The following is a 22,213-nucleotide window of genomic DNA, read 5'->3' as shown; positions in this document are numbered from 1 at the left end:
TTTCGGCCGCTTGCTGATCCGGTCCAGGCACTGACTGCCGTAGTGGTGACATGTCATAGGTAGTCACCATCTGGGTGAACACCGTCGCTGGAACACGGCCGGGAAACGTGCCCGGTCGGTCCTCCGCCTTCTCCCAGCCTAGGCGAAGTAGATAACTCCCGGGCTCATTTACACTTTGAAAGAGCTCTGCCGTTTGACATTTGGCAGACGCGAGCAGCAGGGGTCTGGTCGCGGCGAAGGAAGTATCTACATTGCCTAAGTTTTCATGGCGGACGTGAAATTCAACGTTTTCATAAATCATTGTCGCCTCTCAGCAAGGAGTCAGTCCCGTCGAGGATGCCTGCCACGCGCCCATTTAAGGAATCTCCCTACTCGTCTAGGGGACTATGTGCGCGGTCGTAACCAGGAAGCGTTGGCTTTACCACTTTGTTTCCCGCTCCCCAACATCGCCAGGGCTTTAAGTTCCAGTTAACTTCGGTCCCAGGAGTGTGCCGAAAATTAATTAGCGACACACTCCTCGGGAACTCAGTCATTTGATTGGCGCGAATTTCGTTCGTTCTGTCCGCACGAAGGCTATCGGGATCAGAAGACCACGGTGTGGTTACCATGCCGGAGTATGCGGTCGTCGCAGTGCCATGCGACAGCCCTGGTGAGCACACGCCGTTCGACGTCAGCACCCTTTCTCATCAGCTCTTGAGCGGAATCCGCATGGTCAACACGGATAGCGTCCTGCTCGATGATGGGTCCCTCATCGAGATCAGCCGTGACGTAGTGCGCAGTTGCACCGATCATCTTCACTCCCCGGTCTTTCGCCTTCTGATAGGGTCCTGCCCCGATGAAGGCCGGAAGGAAGGAATGATGAATGTTGATCAGCGGGACTCCGACTTCTTGAAGAAAATTGTCGGAGATGATCTGCATGTACCGGGCTAGCACTATGAGGTCGACGTTTCCGCGAAGTAGTTCCAGTTGCGTCCGCTCCATGGCGCTCTTATCCTGGGCGTTCGAAGGAACGTGCACAAATGGGATCCCGAAGTAGCGAACGTCCTCGGCAAGGTCTGAGTGGTTCGAGATAACCATCGCAATGTCAATCTGGAGTTCACCTCGTCGTTGCTTCCACAGCAGGTCAAGGAGGCAATGGTCGGTCTTGGATACGAAAATCGCGACGCGTTTTCGTTGTGCGGCGCTGGTCAGCTGCCATTCCGCGGTGTAGGGCGCCTCAATTTTCGCTTGTATCTGTTCCTCCAGCTCGGCGCGCCTGGCGCCGAAGTGTTCCAGGTGGAACTCGGTGCGTTGGAAGAATACTCCGCCGGTCGGGTCGGTGGAGTGCTGGTCCAGGGAGACGATGTTCGCCCCGAAGTCCGACAGGATACTGCTGACGGCGCTGACTATTCCAGGTCGATCGGGGCACTGTATCAGGAGACGTCCAACCGTCTCCTTTTTCACGAAAGTTGCGTCAGACGTTGATCGGGCCTCGGGCTGGCGACTGATGGGCAAGGTTTTCATTGTTTTGCTCTTACCTTCTGTGCAGCGGGTAACTGCTAGGGTTTGTTGTTTGGAAGCCGGGGTACCTTGTTCTACTCATGGACAGGCACGCTGGCCGGAATTGCGTCGATGTCGTAGTCCTTGTTGGTCGGCAGGTCGAGGTATGGGAAGCGTTCGACCGTTGCACGGATGGGTTTGATCCGGGATCCGTGGTCGCCCCAGTGCACGATGACTTCATTGCCGATGTGTGCTTGGTCAAGGTCCAGGGTCGTGTGCGAGATCATTTCGCGGTAGTAGTACGAATAGACTGCCAGCGATGAGACTCCCACGGGCTTACCGTCTTTGGTGACGAGGTCAGCGTGCCCCCCTGCGGGGGATTGGGGTGTTGTTGGGAACTCGAAGTGTTTGTACTCTTCCCCGACCTCAAATTGGGAGGCGAAAACATCGAGGATATCTTCTTTGTTCCACTTGAGCACCACGGTTTTGCGCTGGGGATTCGCCGACTCGGCCTCCAAGGCTTCACGGCCGATGAAATCGTGATCGAACTTGGCCATCCAGCCCCAGTTCACTTCATATGGAGTCCTCAGCCGCGCCCTCATATCCAAAGGACTGAGGCTGCCTGGCAGACCTCCGGGGGTATTTGAAACCGGTGTTCCGGCACCGAATACGGGGTGGGCGATAAATGCGGGATCGGCATAGGCGGCCGGTAAGAAGGTGCACCCTTGCTGTGGGAACCCTCCTTCTGTGTGGTTGACGACGTAGGTCCGCCAGCCAAGGCGCTTGAGTCCGAAATCCTTACCCGCTTGGTAGACGGCGTCGAAGATGGCCGGGCCGTGCTCGAGTGGGCCCCTCAATTCATAGGCAAGGGTGCCGGACATTCCGATTCGAGACAGCTCGATTTCCACGGCCTCATCTATGCCAGGGACGCTGACTTTTTTGACGTCCAGAAAGTTGAGGCTTCGTACCTGGTCGCCCAGAAGCCGTTCCAGAACCTGCAGCGACGTGGGGCCGGCAACTTGGAACAGGAAGATGTTCCTGAGGCTGATATCGACGTCGATACCCAGATCAGGAGCCTTGAACATGGGCCAGGGCATGGAAGCGAATTGGCGGAAGGACTCCTCGCTGTCCCGGACTGTGAGGGCGTGATTGGCGATGCATCCGTTTTCATCGAGCATGACAAGGTGCTTTGAGGTGCCGATCGGCCACTTGTACACGTTGTTGATGCTGAGGCGTGAAAGGAACTCCTGGGCGTGGGGGCCACTGAAAGTGATTTCGGGGAGGCCGCTGAGGTTGGATGCAATGTAGGCGCCCTTTTTCCATGACAGCGATTCAGCCTTCCACCCGTCCCCTTCCCAGATGTGCAGGCTCCCCAGGACATTCAGATAGGTTGGAACGTCCGGGTATGCCGGCACGTCGTTGACGGCTACGCCTTGCGTTCCGTTGGTGTCTCCCATGATGAAACTTCTTTCTGTATTTTGAGCGGTCGGCCTGGCGCGTAGCCTGTTGTTGTCGGGCCCGCCCTGATTGTTGGGGGTACTAGCGGGAAATCGCTCTTAGACCGGTTCTTCGATGAGGTCGTAGCGCGTTGACTTCACGCGCTCCATGACTGACCGCAGGGTCTCAGGCTCCTGACCTGTAATCTGCTTCACGTGCTGGGACAGGACGGCCTGATAGCCCTGGGCAACTGCCATGTCTGCTGTCACGAGTTCGTCGCTGGCCCAAAGGTGACCGTCTGGATTTAGGGGCATATTCGGATCGTAGGTTCGAGGCATCCCTATGGAGTCGAAAAACGCCTGTCGCTCTTCCGGGGTGACCGGCGTATATGCGATCGGGGCGTCGTAGATTTCCGCTCCGATACGGGCAATGTCTTCGTAGTTCAGCAGCTGGGGCCCCGTGATTTCATAGACAGCTCCTTCATGTTCCTGGGGGTCCTGAAGTACGGCGGCCGCTGCCCTTGCCACATCTGCTTTTGCTGCGGGAGCGAGGCTGCCGAAGCCGGTGGCCATTTCCAGCCGGCCGGACGCCGCCGCCGGTGCGATTTGGATGCTGCTGACAATTTCCGAGTACAGCGCGTTGCGGAGAAAAGTGAATTTCAAGCCGGATGCGCGCAGGTCTAGTTCAGTTTGGTAGTGGTCCTTGGCCGACATCGCTGGATTATTGGGTTGGACACCGCTCACCGAGGTGTAGACGATGTGGCGGATACCGGCCCGCTGCGCTGCGGCGATGGCATTGCGGTGCTCTGCGATTCTGCGGCCCAGGTTGAGCCCGCTGATGAGAAACAGCGTCTCAGCGCCGAGATAGGCTGCGTCGAGTGATTCGCGGTCCTGATATTCCCCCTGCAGGACACGAATGCCCTGCGCTGCCCGATCGGACAGCTTCCCAGGCGTGCGGGTGACGAGAGTGAGGTCTTCGTGCGCTGTGTTCTTCAATAGCAGCTTCGTGACGCGGCGGCCCAGGTCTCCTGAGGCTCCGCTAATGACTATCCGGCTCATGCCGTTCCTTTCAAAGGCACCTTGGACGGCCCGCCAAGGTGGAAGTTTTTCGAAATTTTCAGGGTCCTCCTCCGCTGTAAAAAGCGGTCGGGGAAGCCTGTCCTGCAGGTTTGGGACTGCTATCCGGGCGGTGTCAGGGGACTGTGCTCACAAGGCCCAGTCTCCTGACTCCGGGATAGCGGTGGACGGCTACCCGAGTTCAAGGCGTCTACGGGTGGAGCTGGTATGAAGTCATGCGATAGCTGGCTTCGCCGCTCAGCTGTTGCGGTTCGACCCAAACGGAGTAGCCTTCGGCCGCCTCGTACATCGTCCGCGGATTGATGCCGTCGGCCGCGAGCCAGACGATTGAGGAGTCAGGCATGGCATCGTCAACGACGCCATGCCTGACAAGTTGCTGCTGGCGGCGGACTTCGACGTGTGCCCCGATGAGCCGCTTCCAGTCTGGATAGTGTTCCAAGATCACACCTTCCTGCCGCAGGTTTTCAGCCGCGCCTTGCTGGCGCAGCAGCGCAAGGATGCCTTGAAGGCCTATCCGAGGGGTCCCCAGAACGTCTCTCCCGCGTATGTGTCGGATAACGGCTCCAGTGCCTCGGGCCAATTGTCTGGGTCCACGGTCCGCCGTTGGGCCGCCGGCTTGGCCTGGCCGTCCCATCCAATCTGTTCCATGTAGTAGTACAGCTGCATGGCATGCCCGTCCGGATCGACTGCATGGATGACGTAGTCGATGCCCGGGTGGACTTCCTGTGGCAGGTCAATGAGTTTCACTCCGCGCTCTTCGAGAAAAGTTCGCGCTGCTCGGAGCTGTTCGTAGGAGCCTAGCTGGATGCCGAAGGCCAGCAAGGTGCTATGTTCGCTGACCCCCAACACCTTGCGGAGTTCCAGCGGAAATAAACCGAGGCTGTGGTGTTCCGTGTTGGCGCGCAGGAACACGACCCGGTGTCCCTCGACGGTGGTCTCTTCGCTTTTGACCAGGCCCAGCCGCTCTGTATAGAACCGCTCAGCAGCCGCCACGTCTTCAACGAAGATGCTGACAGGGCCGATGCGAACGGGTTTGAACGGACGAGAAAGCAGGACGCCGCCGACGTCAAAGGTCTTGGGCAGTTCGTCCATCCAGCGGTAGCCGGAAGTCAGATCGACTCCGTCAGATTCAGCGGCAACCAGCTCGGTTGCCTCCGAGCTGGTTGGCAGTGAGGGGTGCTCGTTGGCCCAGGGCCACAGGACTTCAGGTTTGCTACGACCGTCCCAGCCGACCTGTTCGATCCCGTATTCCAGTTCATTGGTATGTCCGGTGGGATCGGGAAAGTATGTGTGCCAGTTGGAACCCGGGTCACGACCGTACCGCTCAATTTTGTTGCCCAACGACTCGAGCCACAGGCGGGCCTCGACAACTTCGCGGAGACTCCCTACCTGCCAGGTGATCTGGTTGATGGTGAGGTCGCCACGTGCCGGAGAGTCCATGTGCTCAACCCAGGGCCGCGGCATCAGGACGAACGTGTGGTGATCGCTGTTGTGGCGCAGGAAATAGATGTTCGTGTCAGACAGACCGTCCAGCCACACTCCCGGGTCGTACTTCTGAAGGTCGAGGGCATCCGCCTGATAAAACCCCAGGAGCTCGGTGTAGTACGAGAGCGAGGCGCCGGTGTCCTCCACGCTGATGCCGAAGTGGTTGAGACGGCGGATTTTGAATGGTCGGTCGTAGAGGACGCCGCCGACCGAATGTTGTTTCTTCTGGGTCATTTCTTGTCTTCCTTCATCTGTAGGGGTCACGTCGGCTTGCCTGCGCGTGCCGGCACTTCGCGTGAACTGAAGATTTAGTTGGCCGCCTTGACGACCTGGTTCCGGAGAGTCCCGATGAGGCTTGAGGACACTTCGACTACGTCGCCCGGCTTTACGAACAGTGTTTCCGGGTGAGATCCGTCCGGCTGCTGTTGGCTGGAATCGATAGCTGTCCCCTTCGGCGTGCCGCTGCTGACAAGATCACCGGGATACAGTGTGGTGTCCGCCGACAAATGCTGGATAAACGCAGCGAAATCGTGCACCATCGATTTCGTATTGCCGCTCTGCCTGATCTCGCCGTTGACACGGCACTCGATCGGGATGTTCTGAGGGTCGAGCTCTTCCCCCACCACAATCCAAGGACCAATGGTGGCGGAGGTATCAAAATTCTTTGAGTGCATGAAGTCGGGACCGAAAGAGACGTTGTCTCGGACAGACCAGTCATTGTGCAGGGTGTAACCCCAGATATACGGGAGGGCATCATTACTGCGGATGTCCCGCCCGCGCTTGCCAATTATGATGGCAACTTCCGCCTCGTAATCCAGGCGCTTTGTCCGCTCGGGATAGCGTACTTCTTGTCCGTCAGCGGAAACCGCGCGGTGATCCTTGAGGAAGTACTTCGGCCCGCCCTTGACAAGACGCTCCAGGACTTCAGAAGTGTCTCCGGCCGAGCTGTTTTTGCTCGCCGCTTCCATGTGGTCGTAAAAGTTCGCCAAGGCGCAGAAAATACGGGCCTCCTTGGCGACCGGGGGGTGAAGTTCCACCTCGCCCAACTTGAAGCAGAGCTGCTCGCCCAGCAGACCGCGGTCGTCCTCTGCTGCGGACCATAGATACTCCACGGCGGTTTGTGCTTCCTCAAGGGCCCGCGTTCCCTCCGAGATGAAAGCACTTAGCTCATGCGGGACCACAAGGTCGGCTTGTGCCTGCGCCCGCGCCGCCCCGGTTGTCTCTGCAAGATACTTTGCATAGGTGGCATTGACATCGACCACGGATTCGCTCCGTATGATGCCAACTTTGCGTTCAGGGCCGAAAATTGCGACCTTCATGTGTTCTCCTCATCAATGTTGCTGAAACTGCTTTGGAAGGTATCGGCAGCTGGACCTGCTGGTTTCCAGTGAAAGCGTGTGTCCGCCTCCGGTTACTGGGCCGGGTCCACTCCCACCTTGTCGAACAGGCTGGCGTCGGTGGGGGTGAGGCTGTAAATGGTCAAAGTCTGGATCTTGCCGTCTTTAATCGTGAAAAAATCGCCGAGTTTGAGAGGAACCCCGTTCGCATCCAGCTCTATTTCGACAGCGACGTGGTCGCCGTTCACCACTGGCGGCCGTGGGCTTGGCGTCATCGCCCCTGGAGCTAGTCCGTTTTCGTACATCGTCTTTATTGCGTCTGCGCCCCGGATGGTTCCTTTGGCGTTGATCAGCAGGGCATCAGGTGCAAACAGTGCTGCAACGGCGCTGGCGTCCCCGGCTTTCACTCCCGCAAAGTAGGCGTCGACAACTTTGGTCGGATTTGTCATCAAGATTCGAACTCCCTTAGTGGACCTTGTGCCCGTAGCGCACGACAGGTATTTGATGGATGCTGTTCAGGCAGACAGGTACTTGGAAGAGCCATAGATCGATTTGTATTCGAGGTAGGCGTTGATCCCTTCCGGGCCCAGCTCCCGGCCAATGCCGGAGTCTTTGAATCCACCGAAGGGGGCACCGAGGTCAAGGGTGTAGTAATTCAGGCCGATCGTCCCGGTGCGCACCCTTCGTGCGACCGACAACGCCCGATCTTCGTCGGCGCTCCACACTGACCCGCCGAGGCCATAGTTGCTGTCATTGGCCATTCGCACGGCATCCTCGTCATCATCGAACGGGATGAGCGCCATAACCGGCCCAAAGACTTCCTCCCGAGCGAGACGGTCATTGTTGTCAACGTCGGCGAACACGGTGGGCTGGACAAACCAACCTCGGTCCAACGCGGCCGGGCGCCCGCCGCCAGCAACGAGCCGGGCAGTGGAACTTTTCGCTGTTTCGATATGGCCCAAAACCCGTTCGAGGTGCCCTTGGGTGGCCATCGGGCCCATTGTTACGGATGGATCAAGAGGGTTCCCGAGCTTGTACGAGTCGGCAAAACTGGCAACGGCATCCACAACCTCCTCATACCGGGAACGCGCGATCAGGATGCGGGATTGGGTGGTGCACGTCTGGCTGTTGTTCAGGAACGAGGCATTGTCCAGCCCGGACAGGAAGGTCTCGATACTGCCGTCCTCGAGGAAAACGGCTGCCGATTTTCCACCGAGTTCGAGTGTGCAGCGGCGGATAAGGCGTCCGCATTCTGCGCCGATGATCCTGCCCGCTTCGGTTGATCCGGTGAATGCGATCTTGTCAACGAGTGGGTGTGAAACGAGTGCGGCGCCGGCATCACGATCGCCGAGGACAATGTTGAGCACCCCGTCGGGCAGTCCTGCCTCCCGGGCGGCCTCAGCAAATACATAAGAGTCCAGCGCGGTTTCCGGGGATGGTTTGAGAACGACAGTGCAGCCGGCGGCCAGGGCAGGGGCAATCTTGAACATCGCCAATGCCTGCGGGAAGTTCCAGGGTGCTATGGCACCGACCACGCCCACTGGTTCGCGACGGACGATTGTTGAACCTGCCTGGCTTGGACGTACCTCTTCCAAAGGGAGGGCTTCTATTACATCGGCATAGATTCTCAGAAGGGCGGAGGGGGCGCCGCCATTGAGCATCTGCGACAACCCGATGGGCATGCCGTTTTCCCTGCTGACGAGCTTTGACGTATCAGTGGCACGGCGTTCGAGCGCCTCGGCAAATTTGCGGAGCGTTGCGGCCCGTTCGGCGGCGGTTGACCTGCCCCAGGGACCGTTATCGAGGGCACCCCGCGCAGCCTTTACGGCCGCATCAATATCGGCTTCCGAGCCTAACGCTGCGGCACCGATGACCTCGCCTGTGGCCGCCTCTATCTGGTGCTGGATGCGGACAGTGCTGGGTTCGGCCCACTCTCCGTTGATGAAGAAGCGCATTCGATCGACTTCATTTGGTCGCTCAATAGTGACTGACATGGGTTCTCCTAGCTCGTAGAAAAATTTGGGGACAAAGCGGTCCGAGGAATTAGATGGCGGCACGAGCAGCGGCTTCGGTCGTTTTACGTGGATCGGGCCGGTCCTGTTGTTCGCGCTGCTGTCGCCGGACGTGGGGACGCCTAACCAGTTCGCGGATGATGAACACATCGCACAAGTGCCCCGATGCGGGAGACATTTATAGGTGATCGATAATTCGAGGTTCAGCGCTCACGCGACTCCGACCAGGGGCCTGCAAGGATCTCTCCCTGTTCATGTCTTCGGCGCGAACTGGCTTCGAGTGCATTGGCCATGGACGTCGTCGCTGTCATGATCAGCCGGCGACTTCCCGGAACTGAGCTCAGCGATAAGCCGAGTGCCTGCCACAACCTTCAGGCACTTCCGCAGCATGGGAATGTGCTCCGTAGGGCCAGACGTGTGCTGCATGACAGTAACCCGTGGTTACCTGGTGAGAGCGGGTTGCATCTTTCCCGCAATGTGCCCGTGCTGTGTGGCATACCGCCGCTGGGAGGTGTACTCGGCGTGGGCATTGGCGCTTAAGGGTCCCTATGTGTTTCATCAGTCTTTCCATCGAGGCCGCTGTTGCATCCTTGCAACTGCTTCCAGTGTGGTCTTTTTCGGTGGAGCAGAAACGGGTCAGATGACCCCATCTGATACCTGTATTGTTTTGTGCATCACAGGAGGAACATGAGTACCGACGCACTTGTCGGCCGTTCACACGACGGCCATCATCTGACGAGCTTCATCGGACGGCGTCGCGAGCTAACTGAAGCCCGTGAGCTGATGTCACGCTCCCGGCTTCTGACTCTGGCGGGTCCTGGCGGCGTCGGTAAGACGCGTCTGGCGCTGGAGTTGGTTTCTCGGGTCCGCAAGGCATTCAGCGATGGTGTCTTCATCGTGGAGCTCGCCGAGGTGGAGGACGGCGCAATGGTTGGATCTCACATAGCCGCTGCACTGCGGCTGCCGGACCAGTCCAACCGGTCATCCCTGCAGAGGATCGCAGACTATGTCCAGGACCGGCATCTCCTTCTCGTTCTCGATAACTGCGAGCATCTACTCGATGCAGTGTCCGTCCTGGCCGCCCGACTCCTTGATCGAGCTGCGAGATTGAGGATTGTGGCCACGAGCCGGGAGCCTCTGGGCATCTTCGGGGAGCAGGTCTACAACGTGCCTCCTCTTGCAGCTCCCGTCCATACAGCCGCGGAAGGTATGACAATCGAGTCCTTCGACGCTGTCCGCCTGCTCATAGACCGGGCTCGTAGCGTGGATCCTACCTTCGAAGTTACCGAGGCTAATCGGCTGGCTGTGGCACAACTGTGCCAGAGACTGGACGGGATCCCTTTGGCGATCGAACTTGCAGCGACCCGGCTGCGTTCAGTGTCAGTTGTTCAACTCATCGAGCGGCTTGACAAGCGGTTCGATATTCTGACTGGCGGCAGCCGCGCGGCATTACCAAGGCAGCAGACCCTCAGGGCACTGATCGATTGGAGCCACGAACTCTGCAGTTCAGATGAGCGGCTGCTGTGGGCGCGCCTCTCAGTCTTCCCGGGCGGCTTCGAGGTAGAGGCTGCCGAAGAGGTTTGCGGGTTTGGCCAGCTGACACGCGAAGGCGTGCTCGATCTGATTGACCACCTTGTCGCTAAGTCGCTTGTCGTCGCCGAGAACGTTTACGGCACCCAAACAGGAGGCAGCGTCCGGGTTCGGTACCGCCAGCTCATGACCTTCCGCGAGTATGGTGCTGAGCTTCTCGAATCAGTCGGGGAGTCCACGGACATGCGGCGCCGCCAGCGTGACCACTACCTGACCCGGGCGGCTGCCACAGTGAAGAATTGGTGCGGCCCGCACCAGGCCGAACGACTGATGGCGGCGCGGCGTGACCATCCGAACCTTGTGTCTGCGCTGGAGTGGTCGGCCTCGACTCCGGGGGAGGAACGCGCGGGGCTGCACCTCGCCGCCCTGCTCAGGTACCACTGGACGGCCGGCGGGAACCTTGCCGAGGGCAGGCGATGGCTGGACCGCCTACTTAAGTTAGCAACCGAACCGAGCCCTGAACGAGGAGCCGCACTGTGGGTTGGAGCCTGGATCTGCCTCGTGCAGGGTGACAGGGAACAAGCGCGGGAGCATGTTGCCGAATGCCGGCTGATCGCAGAGAGCCTCAACGACAGGGCACTGGCGGCCCATGCAGATCATTGGGAGGCCCTTTGTGAGGTATTCGACGATCACTTGGACCGCGCCATGGGGCTTTTTACCGCAGCTGTCGGCGTTCACCGCCAAGTGGGCGATACGGCGTCGGCCCTCTACGCCTTATTTCTGCTGGCTTGGACTCAAATGTACGCCGGTCGCACCGGGGATGCCCTGGCCACCTGCCGGGAGGTCTTGAAGGTAAGCGATAGTTACGGAGAACGATGGGCCCATGCCTACGCTGATGCCGTGATGGGGCTGTGCCAGTGGCACGTTGGGGAACTGGATGCGGCGAGGCAATCACAGATCGCAGCACTCGAAATACAACGAGACTTCCCCGACGGCCTTTGCATCGCTCTGACAATTGAACAAATGTCCTGGACAGCTGCCTCGGGCGGACACTACGAATCCGCAGCCGTTCTCTACCATGCAGCCCGGGCCGTATGGAGTGGGATAGGAACCACTATCTCGGCGTTCGGCCCTCTGGAGAAGGACTTCGAGCAGATGGCGACCAAGGTGCGACGCGAGCTCGGGGAAAGGGAATTCAAGGTCCTCACTGCCCGCCCTGAACCCTCTCAGGAGCAAGCCATCGAGCTTGCACTAGGCGCAGCCCGCACAGGGTACGCCTCGACAGGTACCCCACAGCCCGGCCTCACGAAAGTAAGTACCAAGCGCCGTAACGGCACGGCTGAGACCCCAGACGGCTATGGGAAGCATGGAGGTACCGCGCTCACTCAGCGAGAAGCTCAAATCGCCGGCCTGGTTTCCCAGGGGCTCAGCAATAAGGAGATCGCAGCCCAACTCGTGGTGTCACCCCGAACGGTTGGAGGGCATATTGAGCGTATTTTGGCGAAACTTGGTTTCAACTCACGCACTCAAATTGCATCGCTGATGTCTGGTCCGGCCGGGGCGGGACTGGTAGGCCGAAAGAATAGTTCATCACACGGCCAAACGTAGGTGCAGCGCGATTAAACGGAGCCCGTCTGTCTGACTCACGCGGGGTCCGGCACGCGATGGTGCTGGACCACCCCCAAGGTCTCCGTTACAAAGCAGTGTTTGCATTTGGCGGCCTAAAAACCGGCCTGTCCAGACATGCAGCCATGGGACGACCCGCCCCGCTGACCTGCAAGTAGAGGACATAACCTCCGGTAGGCGAGCAGAGGAACAGGGGTGGGAGCTGCTTCAAAAACAGTCTTGCATCGCATGGGAACAAAAATGTGCCTAATTGTGGACCAATGAAGCCGTGAGTAAAGTGTGAGGAATTCGAGCCACACTCAACGGAGAGGTGCCATAAATGTCAGAAAAATGTAATCCGGATCCACTATTCTCACCGTTACTGGTAAATAAGAAATGGATTCGTAATCGTTTTGTACTGCCAGCGATGCAACGGAAAACGCGTGATTATGCGCCGACCCTTGGCATGGCAGATACCCTGCGAAAGTGTGCCGAAGATGGCGCAGGTCTAATAATCGCCGAAGGGGCAGCACCAGATCATCCTGCGGCCTACTGGCAGCCCGTTTTCGGCATCATCGGCCAAGAGACCGCAGAGGGTTGGCGTCGCGTCGCGAAGGCCGTAACGGCAACAGGCGCGGTATTTCTTATGCAACTATGGCATCCCGGCGCTTTGCGGCTAGTAGTCGATGGAATCCCAAATCCTTTTCCGAATTACCCCTCACTAAGCCCCTCCGGCTTAGTTCAGGAGGGTCGCATTAACGGCTTAGCGATGACCAGTCAGGACCTCGAAGACACAAAGGCAGCATATGTGCAGAGCGCCATTATCGCCCAAGAGGTAGGAGCGGACGGCATCGAAGTCCATGGCGCCCACGGATACCTATTGGACCTCTTTCTTTGGCATGAAACGAATAAGCGCGAAGATGAATATGGCGGGGCGACCTTAGTCGAGCGCGCACGCTTTCCTGAGGAGATCGTAGCTGCCATTCGTGAGGCAACAGGGGCAGACTTCATAATTTCATTCCGGTTCTCACAGTGGAAGGAAGTGGACTACGGTGCCAGGATCGCTGATCATCCAGATGACCTCCGTCCATTCATCCAGCGCCTTGAGCGAGCCGGAGTGAACCTGTTCCACGTATCCACACGCCGGTTTGATGCCCCGGCATGGCCTGAATTAGACCCAGAGCGCAGCCTGGCTTCGTGGGTGAAGACCATGACTACCGTCCCGGTCATCGCCATCGGCAGTGTCGGCCTAAGTACGGATCTCGCCCAGGACATTTTCGATGATCAGGAACCCGAGCTTCAGGTCGAGCAGGACCTGGCTCGGGTCCGACGCGGCCTCACAGCAGCTGACTTCGACTTTATTGGCGTAGGCCGGGCGCAAATCGCGAATACTGACTTCGTTGCTCGCGTTCGTAACAACCAGTTGTCTGACCTCCGGAATTTTCGCAAGTATGTCGATCTCAGCGAAGCATATGAATCCTACGTGCACGAAGGTCAACTCGTGGACCAGTCGAGAAAGACCGTCTAAGGCAGAGCCGTTCGCGACGGCGAGCATCCTAAGCCGTGGCAACGTCTGAGCGTTCGTGATGGGTAACCACGAAGACCCGTTGCGCGTGCTTCATCCGAACTGACCGGTCTGCTCAGCCATGCAAATACCGGCACCGATGTGGTAGGCGCTCTCCCGAAGGGCTGCCTTCACAGGTCCGAGTCCAGAGCAGATATGGATAGCAGGGGCTTGGCTGACACAAGCACCGTTCAAGGACTATACCGACTATCTGCCGGCAAGCTTCAGGCTATCGCCGCTCATCGGATCACAGATCACACTGTCATCCCTGATCAAGTTTTCCGGACGCGAGCAGTAACGTCACCGCGCCGACAGAATCCGCGGCGGCAGCTGTTATCCCCTACCACATCACCGCCCAGTCCCGGCGGTTCTGGGAGACGCTAACTTCTTGAGCGACCAACTCCGTGGAGCAGGCAAAACTTCCGGCCTTGAAGCTGGTGTTCCTAGACCAAGGGCATGCTCTCAGGGCGCTTGCCCACTCGTGGTGCCAATTTTTTCAGGTAGGTCCCGACATCACAATATTCAGCGGCTTGCTGCCGCACGCCGGATCCCCGGCATCACAAAGGAGTTTTATGTGAACATCTCAACCACAGATCCCAGCACAAGTTCTGAACAACATAAGATCGACGGCTGGCGTGCGACAAGGTTGATTTCTACCCTGATCGTGGCCACGGTGACCTTTCAGCTGACCGCCAGCATGGTCACGCCGGCACTTCCTCAGATGGCCGCCGCCTTCGGTGAGGGACCGGCCGGCGCGGCACCCCTTCAATCGATGTTCTTTCTCTCCGCCGCAATTGCAGTGCCCGTCATCGGACGTTGGAGCGACTTCATCGGTCGCCGTGCCGCCATGCTTGTAGCCCTCGGCACCGTTGTTGCCGGCACCATCCTGGGCATAGTGGCTCCGACGTTGCCCCTGCTCGTTATGGGAAGAATCCTGCAGGGAGCAGGCGGCGCCATGTTCACCCTGGCCTACATCGTCCTCAACGAAAACCTGAACGCGAGAGTCTTTGGGGTATCGCTGGGTATTGTGGCAGCGATCAGCGGTGGAGTCGGCGGTCTGGACGGCTTCGCCGGTGGACTCCTGACCGAAGCCCTCGGCTTCAGATCAATTTTCGTCGTGGTGCTGGTCGTGGCAGCAATCGCTGCCGTGTGCATCCTAAAGGTTGTCCCTCAAGGCCGGCCTCAAGGCGTGAGCGGCAGCATGGATTGGTCGGGTGCCGGCTCCCTCTCCGTGTTCCTGATATTCCTGACATATTTCGTTTCTGAAGGTTCCTCCATGGGATGGACGTCTCCGATCTCACTGGCACTTCTTGTCGGAACAGTGGTCACTTTCGCGGCTTTCTGGGCTATAGAAAAGAGGCGCAGGCACCCCCTTATCGCCGTCCACTACCTGCGTTCCCGGCAGTTCTGGCCTGTTATCGCTACCAGCCTGCTCGCCCTCGCCGGCATGTTCGCCATGCTTAATTTCACCGTGGTGGTTCTTAGCCAGGACCTCCAACATGGCTTCGGACTAAATCCCTCCCTTGCGGCCTTGCTGTTCCTGGCCCCGCCAGCTCTGCTCGGCGTTTGCACTGCCCCCCTGGCCGGTTGGATCGCCGACCGCCGCGGGTGGCTCCTAACCCTGCGGCTCGGAGCAGGCTTCAGTCTGGCCTTCGGCATTGTCGCAGCGGCTTTCTCCGACAATCTCTTTGTGATTATTTTCGCTGTTGCCGCCCTTGGCATTTCCTACACAGGCTTTCTCTTTACAAGTCTTAACGGGCTCTCTGTCGTGTTGTCCCCCAGGGAGGCCCCCGCGGCACTGCCCGGCCTTAATGGTGCCAGTTTCGGCACTGGCGCCGGTCTCGGCGTCGTGCTTGTGCAACCATTCGCCGCCCAGGCGGCTTCCGTCGGCTATGCTCCCGCGTTATGGGTTTCCGTCGGCATTGCAGCCGCAGCCTGCCTCGTCTCCTTCTTGGTGGCGGCACCCAACGGCGAAAAGCTCTGAGACCCTAGCCCGGGGGTTTCATGACGGGTCGCTGAGGCCCGATCCGACACCCAAAATGTGCACAATGTACACACCCCCGAAAACAGCCAGTTCAACTCATTGCGGCCACGAGCGGCGCCCACATCACAGGGGCGCGGCACTTCTTTGTGCTGACAAAATTCTTCTCCCTTGAAATCGGGATCATCACCATGATCACGGGGGGATTTGTCGGGGCGGAGACGGGTAATCCCTGTCAGGCGACTACTGGGACTAACTGGGTGCTTGCGACAGCCTTCAGGGTGAACCCCTCGGTTTCTGCCTGGTCGCGGGTGATGCCCGTGCCGGCGGCGAGTAGTTTGCGGGCGGCCATATGGTCCGCGGGCGCGTTGACCGATTCCACAGCCGTGAGGACGCCGTCCCTGAAGCAGAGGACGGAGAACTTAGCTGCCGCCTGGTCACCCAGGACCAGCGTGTCGTCATCGGGTCGTGCGAGCCCTGCCATCTGCAGCCGGTATGGGCCCTGTGTGGACCAGAACCAAGGCAGCTCCGTGTACGGGTGGTTAGCCCCTAGGACCGTGCGTGCGGCATGACGGGCCTGATCGGTGGCATTCTGGACCGACTCCAGACGCAGACGGACCTGGGCGTGTGCGCTGGGGAAACTGGCGCAGTCGCCGATCGCCAGAACGGCAGGGTCCGCTGTGCGCAGCGTTTCATCGACAACGATGCCGTTGCTGGTTTCGAGGCCGGCGTCCGAGGCCAGGGTGTCGTTGGGCTGAACGCCGATGCCCACGAGGACCAGATCAGCAGGATAGGAAGCCCCTGTGGTGGACACTGCGGCTCCGACGCGGCCATCCGCGCCGGGCTCGAAGCGGTCAATGCCTTCGCCGAGGCGCAGGTCGACGCCTTGTGAACGGTGGGCGGCTGCGAACCACTCACCCATGACGGGGGTCAGTGCACGTCCCATCGGGCGAGGCGCGAATTCCAGTACGGTCACGTCGCATCCGTGGGCCAGGGCGGCGGCGGCGAATTCCAGTCCGATGAATCCGGCACCGATGATGACGATATTGCGGGCGGTGGGCAGCGCCGTGTGCAGCGCTTCTGCATCTGTCAGGGTTTTCAGTCCATGGATGCCGGACAGGGATGCGCCCGGGCAGTTCAGCATCCTGTTTCGGGCACCGGTCGCGAAGACGAGGTGGTCGTAGTCGAGTGAACCTTCGGTGAGCTTGACCTTCCGTTCCGCCCGGTCGATGGCGAGTGCCTGGGCGCCTTCATGGAGTGTGACGTTCTTGTCCACGAAAAAGGAAGCTCCGCGCAGCGGCAAGGGAGCCGGCTCCTGGCCCGGGGCCAGGTAGTCCTTGGACAGCGGCGGGCGCTGGTAGGGCAGTCCGGATTCCTCGGCGATCACATGGATCTCGCCCCCGTACCCCTCGGTCCGCAATGTATCGGCGACCTGTAGGCCGGCCTGTCCGCCGCCAATGATGACAACGCTCATGTCATTGCCCCGCTTCTAGAGTTGGCCGGCAGGGATGTCGACGACAATCCCTGTGAGTTCTGCGTCGATTTTGATCTGGCAGCCCAGCCGTGAGCTGTCCATCCGCTCCGCGGTGGCGCAGTCGAGCATTTCGTCTTCGTCGTCGCTGATCTCGGGCAGCGCCTCGGCATATTCCGGCCGCACGTAGACGTGGCATGTGGCGCACATGGCCTGCCCTCCGCACTCGCCGATGATGCCGTCAATGCCGTTGCTGACGGCGGCGCGCATCAGTGTTGTGCCTTCCTCGACCTGGAGGGTTTGCTGGGTGCCGTTTGGCTGGGTGTAGGTGACGGTGGGCATCGTTGCTCCTTGTATTCGGGGTGCTCTTAGTTCCAGGTGACGGGAAGGCTGGTCAGGCCGCGGAAGACCCAGCCGTCCCAGCTTTCATTCCGCCGTTCGTCTACGCGAAGCCCTGGGAAGCGCTTGTAGGCCATCGGTACGGCAATCTGACCGATGGAGGTCTTTGCGGCCCAGTGCCCGGCGCAGAGGTGGACGCCGCTGCCGAAAGCGAGGTGGGGGCGCTTTGGCCGGTGGATATCAAAGTCTGCTGCAGAGGCGCCGAAGTGGGCGGCGTCGTGGTTGGCGGATGCAACGACAACGCCGATCCCGGCGCCTGCGGGGATCCGGACCCCTTCCAGGACGGTTTCCCGGGTCGTTTGGCGCGGGTACATGCCGATCGGTGATTGCCACCTGACGGCTTCGTCAAACACCGACGCCCACAACGAGGGGTCGGCGAGGACCTGCGCCCGCTGTTCGTGGTGGTTGCTGAGGGCCCAGACCATGTTGGTGACCATGTGTTGGGGCTCGTTCATTCCGCCGGAGATGGTCAGCTTGACATTCGCTGCAACGTTGGATGTTGGCAGCCCGCTGTTTGCGAACGCGGACACCATCGAGGCATCCGGATTCTGCCGGTAGTAGGGGATCAGTTCCTTGAGTAAAGCATCGGCCTCCGCGGTCGAAGCGTCACACCGGTCCCAGATCGACTGATCGTCCAGGACGTTGCCCATGCCCGCGATGAAGTCGTGGGACCAGCGGCGGACCTGCTCCACTGATACATCCTTCAGCCCCAGCAGGTCGATGAGGTTCTGCGAGGCCACAGGGGCGGCATAGTCCCGGTTGAGGTCCGCCTCCTCTGGGCCAAGCTCGGCGACATTCTCAAGGTAGGTTTCGGCGTTGCGCTCAAAGACCGGGCCCCAGACTTCCTTGATGGACTTGGGACGAAGCACAGGATTTACCGGTGCCCGGTCTACTGAATGCTCCGGATCATCCTTGCGCAGCATCGGCTGGGCACCGATGGCCCGGGTCATCGTGGCGCCGGAAACGTTGGCGCTGAAGATCTCCTGGTCCTGTTCCACCGTGTGGCAGCCGGCGTAGTTGGTGACGAGGAACTTGTTAAGCTGCGGAACCCAGGCGACCGGCGACTCTGCCCGCAGCCGGGCATAGGTCGGGTAGGGATTCGATGCAAGTTCAGCCACGTCAACCCAGTCAGCCACGGCGTAGTCGACGGCGTCCTGCGAAGCGGTGGTGCGAGCTTGATCGCTGCTGCCGGGCACCGAGGCCGCGTCATCGCTTCGGGTCTCCGAGTTCCCGTGGTAGGGGCACTGTGCGGCTGGTGTCGTCATTGTTGTCTTACTCCTACTGGCACGTCGTTGTGTAGCCGGTCCTGCTGGCACTTCTTTGTGTAATCAGTGTCACAGGCAATATTTCTCTAGTAAACTGCGAATATCAGCGGAAGTATTTCGATTCTTTAGGAGAAGTGATTTTCGTGCCGAAATTCACGTTTCGTCAGCTCGAGCTCTTCGCCGCGCTGCCGGAACACACCACCCTGGGATCCGCGGCGCAACAGCTTCACATCTCCGAATCCGCGCTTTCGCATGCCGTCAGCGAGCTGGAGGCAGCGTTGGGGGAACAACTGTGCATCCGGAGGAAGGCCCGGGGCATGCACCTGACGCCGACTGGGCGCCACTTCGCGAAGCGGGCCAGGGAGCTGCTTCGAGAGGCCAGTGCGCTGGCAGAAGGATTGGGTGAGATCCGCGGCGAGCTGAAGGGGCCGGTGTCGCTGGGCTGCTATACGGGCCTGGCAAGCAACGTCCTGCCCGCCGTGCTTGAGGGCGTGGCGAGCCTGCACCCCAAGGTCGAAATCAGCATCACGGTAGGGGACCACTCTGACCTGTTGCCGGCGCTTGAAGATGGAACCCTGGACACGGCCATCGTCTATGACATTGGCTTGCCAGCGGACGTTGAGCGCAGGGTCATCTACAAGACCGAAGTCATGGCCGTTCTGGGGGCCAACGATTCACTTGCTGAAGAAGATGATGTGGATCTCGCTGATCTGTCGGCCAAGCCACTCATCATGCTCAACACGGCCCCCAGTACGGAATATACGCAGTTGATGTTCGCTCAGCGTGGGCTCAAGCCAAACGTGGGTGCAGTAGTCCCGCAAATTGATCTTGTCCGGGCGATGGTCGGGCGGGGGCTCGGCTACAGCCTCTTGATGTCGCGGCCGAATCAGATCCCGGTTTCCAGCGAGGGCAAGGGACTCGTGACCAGGCACCTTCGTCCCCGCGCCGGCCAGACCTCTGTTGTTGCAGTTTGGCCCAAAGAAACGATGCTGACTGCCCGGGCACTGGCTGTCATCCAATATGCAGTCGAGGTCCTGGACGCCATTGAACCCGAATAGCGACCGCCGGGTGCCACAAGAATCACGAGCAAGGGTCGGCGCCCGCCCCATTCCTGGACGGACTCAACAGTGAGATCCTCTGCGCGGGCTCGAGCCCGGCGAAGTTTGGAGACGTCCTCAGCATCAGTAGGTCAGTCAGCCGACCTCCCAGGGGTAATCACCGACATCGATTCGAGACCTTCTCGAAGGGCGTGCGTCTATTGGGTGGCTTGATCGCTTGGTGGCCCAGTCCTCCCGTTTGCGCGCTATCGCAGCGAGATCCTCAAACGCCCTGCCCGCCGCGAGGACGAATTCCACGTCTCGGCGGGCGCATAACGATCGATGAATTCGAAAGCAATTCCTGATCCTGTCTGGGCGGGTGTGGGTGTCGGTGGCCCGCCCGTTGCCTGCTGGCCCATCTGCTCCCCCGCGCTGCGTCAAGGGCGCCGAGGTTCTGGCTGGCGGCTATCAGCCCGAAGGTGCGGTTTCTTCTGGGCCCCAACAGTGCTCGCCGGTCTGCTCCTAGGATCAGGCTGCGTTGCGTGCTGGCTCTCGAGTGGACGCCTGGATAATGACCACGTGGTTCCGGAAGCAGGAACGCTCTCTTACCAGGCGGACCGCTCCCGGGATTCCCCGAACGGCACTTCTTCACTGAGTTCTAGAACGTACCGGCCTGCGTGATGGCGGGTGACCAAAATGCCGGCGGGCCGGCGGCTCAGAGCCACTTCGACGAGCGACGACTCAGCCTCGTTCAGTAACTTGTCGACAAGATTTGGGTCAGCAGTGGACACCTCGCGCCACTCTTCCGAATATTCCGGGAGGGAAGGGCTTTGATCGTGTACCGCGGATCTGGTCGGATTCGGGTTGGGGAGTAGCGTCAGATGGGACATAGTGTGACGCCATCCCCGCGCAGGAACAGCCGGCGGTCAGCCGTTCCGTTCTCGATCACCCAAATCAGATGCCCGCGGTCTCCGACCGCGTCTACCCATCCGGCGTACTGGAGATCCCCCAGACACACCTCGACGCCGTCGCCTGGGCTCAGGGCCGCACGTCTTGCACGTGCGGCCGCCGCAGGTGATGGAAAGGAAGCGTCAGATGATGGCGGCCTTCAGTTCTTTGGCGGCCAGGCTGGGATCCGCGGCTCCGTAGATTGAGCCGCCCGCTACGGCCACGTCCGCCCCTGCCCGCTGGACAGCGTTGATCGTCGAGAGGTTTACTCCTCCGGCTACTGAGAAGGGGACGCGCGCTTCTTCGCCGGCGGCCAGGAGCCCCTTGAGGTCATAGCCGGGCTGTGACTGCTCATCAAGGCCGGCGTGGAATTCCACGAACTTGGCGCCAAGGGCACGCGCTTCCTTGGCGCGGGAGACTTTATTGGATATCCCAATGAGGTCCACAACGATGCCTTTGCCGTGCGCACGGGCGGCTTTCACGGCGCCGGCGATGGTCGAGTCGTCTGCACTGCCCAAGACTGATACCAGGTCGGCGCCGGCTTTGAAGGCGATGTCGGCCTCCAATTCTCCGGCGTCCATGGTCTTCATGTCAGCGAAAACGATTTTGTCGGGGTGGGCATTCTTGATGGCGGTGACAGCGGAGAGGCCTGCAGCCTTTATCAGGGGTGTTCCGAGTTCGATGATGTCCACGTATTCGGCTACTTTGGCGGCCAATTCGAGGGCGTCTTCGACGGTGAGGAGGTCCATTGCAACTTGGAGTTTCATGATCGGCTCTTTCTTTAGGAAATGTTGGGCAAAAGGAATTCAGGGGTGCGTTGTTGACGGGTGTTTCCGCTGCATCAGTCGTCGCCTCCATCGTCGCCATCCTGAGTCCTGCTATTCGAGATTGGCGTGCCGGGTCCAGAGCTGTTCGGCAGAAATGCTGGTTTCCTCCCAGAGGGCTTGGAACACCGCTTCGGTGGCGAGGAATAGCACCTGTTCGAAGAGGCTTCCGGAATATTGCCGAGACGCACCCGATTGGTGGTCGGCTTTCTGCGGGGCCGGGATAACCACGAGCACGTCGGATACTGCAGCCAGTGGGGAGTTTGTGTTGGCAGTGAATGCGGCCACCTTTGCACCGGCCTTTGCCGCAGTTTCTGCCGCCTTCACCACGCTTGAGGTTGTTCCGGATCCAGAGGCCACCACCAGCAGATCCCCGGCGCGGATTGCAGGAGTGGTGGCGTCCCCTGCGATGTGGACCGTGAGGCCGAGATGCATCAGCCGCATAGCGGCCATCCTGAGAACCAGTCCACTGCGGCCTGCCCCTGCAACGAACACCCGGTTAACGGTGGTGAGATGGGTGGCCAGGTGAGCAAGTTCCTGTTCATTGATGCAGTCTGCCGTCTCTCCAACCTCGCCCCGGATCAGAGTGAGGCTGTGGCCGATGGCGCCCGCGGTTTTTTGACTGACAGGTGTTGCTGTTGGCATGGTTCCCAATGTCTCTCCTTTGACGGGGTGAGCCGTATTTAGCCAGCCGTTGAGTCGCTGGATGTCTTATCCTCGATACGTCCCGGCGCCCACCACCCATTACGGCGGGCCGAACCTG

At 59.9% G+C, this 22,213-nt stretch carries 17 protein-coding genes; 4 read left to right on the top strand and 13 right to left on the bottom strand.

The features are described 5' to 3' along the window. Positions 1-582: 582 nt before the first annotated feature. The 8 genes from purU to AC1D0A_RS20955 all read right to left on the bottom strand — a co-directional run bounded on the left by purU (position 583) and on the right by AC1D0A_RS20955 (position 8,808). On the bottom strand, positions 583-1,503 hold the full coding sequence (gene purU, locus AC1D0A_RS20990) for a formyltetrahydrofolate deformylase (RefSeq protein WP_476946735.1): 921 nt from the start codon (positions 1,501-1,503) through the stop codon (positions 583-585). A 71-nt stretch (positions 1,504-1,574) separates the two neighbouring features. Then, positions 1,575-2,936, bottom strand: a complete 1,362-nt coding sequence (locus tag AC1D0A_RS20985) for a hypothetical protein (protein ID WP_476946734.1) — start codon at positions 2,934-2,936, stop codon at positions 1,575-1,577. 99 nt (positions 2,937-3,035) lie between these two features. Continuing rightward, a complete protein-coding gene (locus tag AC1D0A_RS20980; RefSeq protein ID WP_476946733.1) occupies positions 3,036-3,974 on the bottom strand; it encodes an NAD(P)H-binding protein in 939 nt (312 codons plus the stop codon). Between the two features lie 208 nt (positions 3,975-4,182). Further along, the gene (locus AC1D0A_RS20975; protein WP_476946732.1) at positions 4,183-4,437 is read right to left on the bottom strand and encodes a hypothetical protein; all 255 of its coding nucleotides are present in this window, start codon (positions 4,435-4,437) and stop codon (positions 4,183-4,185) included. A gap of 65 nt (positions 4,438-4,502) precedes the next feature. After that, positions 4,503-5,711 (bottom strand): VOC family protein, encoded by a 1,209-nt coding sequence (locus AC1D0A_RS20970; RefSeq protein ID WP_476946731.1) that lies wholly within the window; start codon positions 5,709-5,711, stop codon positions 4,503-4,505. 74 nt (positions 5,712-5,785) lie between these two features. Then, positions 5,786-6,796, bottom strand: a complete 1,011-nt coding sequence (locus AC1D0A_RS20965; RefSeq protein ID WP_476868237.1) for a fumarylacetoacetate hydrolase family protein — start codon at positions 6,794-6,796, stop codon at positions 5,786-5,788. A gap of 92 nt (positions 6,797-6,888) precedes the next feature. Next, positions 6,889-7,263, bottom strand: coding sequence for a nuclear transport factor 2 family protein (locus AC1D0A_RS20960; RefSeq protein WP_476946730.1), 375 nt, complete (start codon positions 7,261-7,263; stop codon positions 6,889-6,891). Between the two features lie 66 nt (positions 7,264-7,329). Beyond that, a complete protein-coding gene (locus tag AC1D0A_RS20955) occupies positions 7,330-8,808 on the bottom strand; it encodes an aldehyde dehydrogenase (RefSeq protein ID WP_476868235.1) in 1,479 nt (492 codons plus the stop codon). A 705-nt stretch (positions 8,809-9,513) separates the two neighbouring features. Here AC1D0A_RS20955 and AC1D0A_RS20950 point away from each other — a divergent pair. The 3 genes from AC1D0A_RS20950 to AC1D0A_RS20940 all read left to right on the top strand — a co-directional run bounded on the left by AC1D0A_RS20950 (position 9,514) and on the right by AC1D0A_RS20940 (position 15,509). After that, positions 9,514-11,964: a LuxR C-terminal-related transcriptional regulator gene (locus tag AC1D0A_RS20950; RefSeq protein WP_476946729.1), complete on the top strand. Its 2,451-nt coding sequence runs from the start codon at positions 9,514-9,516 to the stop codon at positions 11,962-11,964. A 337-nt stretch (positions 11,965-12,301) separates the two neighbouring features. Beyond that, on the top strand, positions 12,302-13,489 hold the full coding sequence (locus AC1D0A_RS20945; RefSeq protein WP_476868233.1) for an oxidoreductase: 1,188 nt from the start codon (positions 12,302-12,304) through the stop codon (positions 13,487-13,489). Between the two features lie 616 nt (positions 13,490-14,105). Next, positions 14,106-15,509 (top strand): MFS transporter, encoded by a 1,404-nt coding sequence (locus tag AC1D0A_RS20940; protein WP_476946741.1) that lies wholly within the window; start codon positions 14,106-14,108, stop codon positions 15,507-15,509. A gap of 232 nt (positions 15,510-15,741) precedes the next feature. Here the strand turns inward: AC1D0A_RS20940 and AC1D0A_RS20935 are convergent, their stop codons facing one another. From AC1D0A_RS20935 to AC1D0A_RS20925, 3 genes are read right to left on the bottom strand one after another with little or no spacing between them, the layout of a single operon-like run. Next, entirely contained in the window at positions 15,742-16,980 is a 1,239-nt protein-coding gene (locus AC1D0A_RS20935) for an NAD(P)/FAD-dependent oxidoreductase (protein ID WP_476946728.1), read from the bottom strand. Between the two features lie 15 nt (positions 16,981-16,995). Continuing rightward, a complete protein-coding gene (locus tag AC1D0A_RS20930) occupies positions 16,996-17,319 on the bottom strand; it encodes a 2Fe-2S iron-sulfur cluster-binding protein (RefSeq protein ID WP_028276580.1) in 324 nt (107 codons plus the stop codon). A gap of 26 nt (positions 17,320-17,345) precedes the next feature. Further along, positions 17,346-18,641 carry a cytochrome P450 gene (locus tag AC1D0A_RS20925; RefSeq protein ID WP_476946727.1) on the bottom strand — a complete coding sequence of 432 codons (1,296 nt, stop codon included), beginning with the start codon at positions 18,639-18,641 and terminating at the stop codon, positions 17,346-17,348. Between the two features lie 134 nt (positions 18,642-18,775). Here AC1D0A_RS20925 and AC1D0A_RS20920 point away from each other — a divergent pair, with 134 nt between their 5' ends. Then, positions 18,776-19,699, top strand: coding sequence for a LysR substrate-binding domain-containing protein (locus AC1D0A_RS20920; RefSeq protein WP_476868230.1), 924 nt, complete (start codon positions 18,776-18,778; stop codon positions 19,697-19,699). Positions 19,700-20,769: 1,070 nt separating this feature from the next. Here AC1D0A_RS20920 and hxlA read toward each other — a convergent pair. Together hxlA and hxlB are read right to left on the bottom strand one after the other, a co-directional pair. Then, positions 20,770-21,393, bottom strand: a complete 624-nt coding sequence (gene hxlA / locus AC1D0A_RS20915; RefSeq protein WP_476946726.1) for a 3-hexulose-6-phosphate synthase — start codon at positions 21,391-21,393, stop codon at positions 20,770-20,772. Positions 21,394-21,504: 111 nt separating this feature from the next. Continuing rightward, positions 21,505-22,095: a 6-phospho-3-hexuloisomerase gene (gene hxlB, locus AC1D0A_RS20910; RefSeq protein WP_476946725.1), complete on the bottom strand. Its 591-nt coding sequence runs from the start codon at positions 22,093-22,095 to the stop codon at positions 21,505-21,507. Positions 22,096-22,213 lie beyond the last annotated feature (118 nt).

The organism is Arthrobacter sp. P1_D4 (assembly GCF_056406115.1).
This window is presented reverse-complemented; position numbering and strand designations above follow the sequence as displayed.

Bases quoted from the DNA above. Each gene is read 5' to 3' on its own strand.
- purU (WP_476946735.1), bottom strand. From the start codon at position 1,503: ATGAAAACCTTGCCCATCAGTCGCCAGCCCGAGGCCCGATCAACGTCT.
- AC1D0A_RS20985 (WP_476946734.1), bottom strand. From the start codon at position 2,936: ATGGGAGACACCAACGGAACGCAAGGCGTAGCCGTCAACGACGTGCCG.
- AC1D0A_RS20980 (WP_476946733.1), bottom strand. From the start codon at position 3,974: ATGAGCCGGATAGTCATTAGCGGAGCCTCAGGAGACCTGGGCCGCCGC.
- AC1D0A_RS20970 (WP_476946731.1), bottom strand. From the start codon at position 5,711: ATGACCCAGAAGAAACAACATTCGGTCGGCGGCGTCCTCTACGACCGA.
- AC1D0A_RS20965 (WP_476868237.1), bottom strand. From the start codon at position 6,796: ATGAAGGTCGCAATTTTCGGCCCTGAACGCAAAGTTGGCATCATACGG.
- AC1D0A_RS20960 (WP_476946730.1), bottom strand. From the start codon at position 7,263: ATGACAAATCCGACCAAAGTTGTCGACGCCTACTTTGCGGGAGTGAAA.
- AC1D0A_RS20955 (WP_476868235.1), bottom strand. From the start codon at position 8,808: ATGTCAGTCACTATTGAGCGACCAAATGAAGTCGATCGAATGCGCTTC.
- AC1D0A_RS20950 (WP_476946729.1), top strand. From the start codon at position 9,514: ATGAGTACCGACGCACTTGTCGGCCGTTCACACGACGGCCATCATCTG.
- AC1D0A_RS20945 (WP_476868233.1), top strand. From the start codon at position 12,302: ATGTCAGAAAAATGTAATCCGGATCCACTATTCTCACCGTTACTGGTA.
- AC1D0A_RS20935 (WP_476946728.1), bottom strand. From the start codon at position 16,980: ATGAGCGTTGTCATCATTGGCGGCGGACAGGCCGGCCTACAGGTCGCC.
- AC1D0A_RS20930 (WP_028276580.1), bottom strand. From the start codon at position 17,319: ATGCCCACCGTCACCTACACCCAGCCAAACGGCACCCAGCAAACCCTC.
- AC1D0A_RS20925 (WP_476946727.1), bottom strand. From the start codon at position 18,641: ATGACGACACCAGCCGCACAGTGCCCCTACCACGGGAACTCGGAGACC.
- hxlA (WP_476946726.1), bottom strand. From the start codon at position 21,393: ATGAAACTCCAAGTTGCAATGGACCTCCTCACCGTCGAAGACGCCCTC.
- hxlB (WP_476946725.1), bottom strand. From the start codon at position 22,095: ATGCCAACAGCAACACCTGTCAGTCAAAAAACCGCGGGCGCCATCGGC.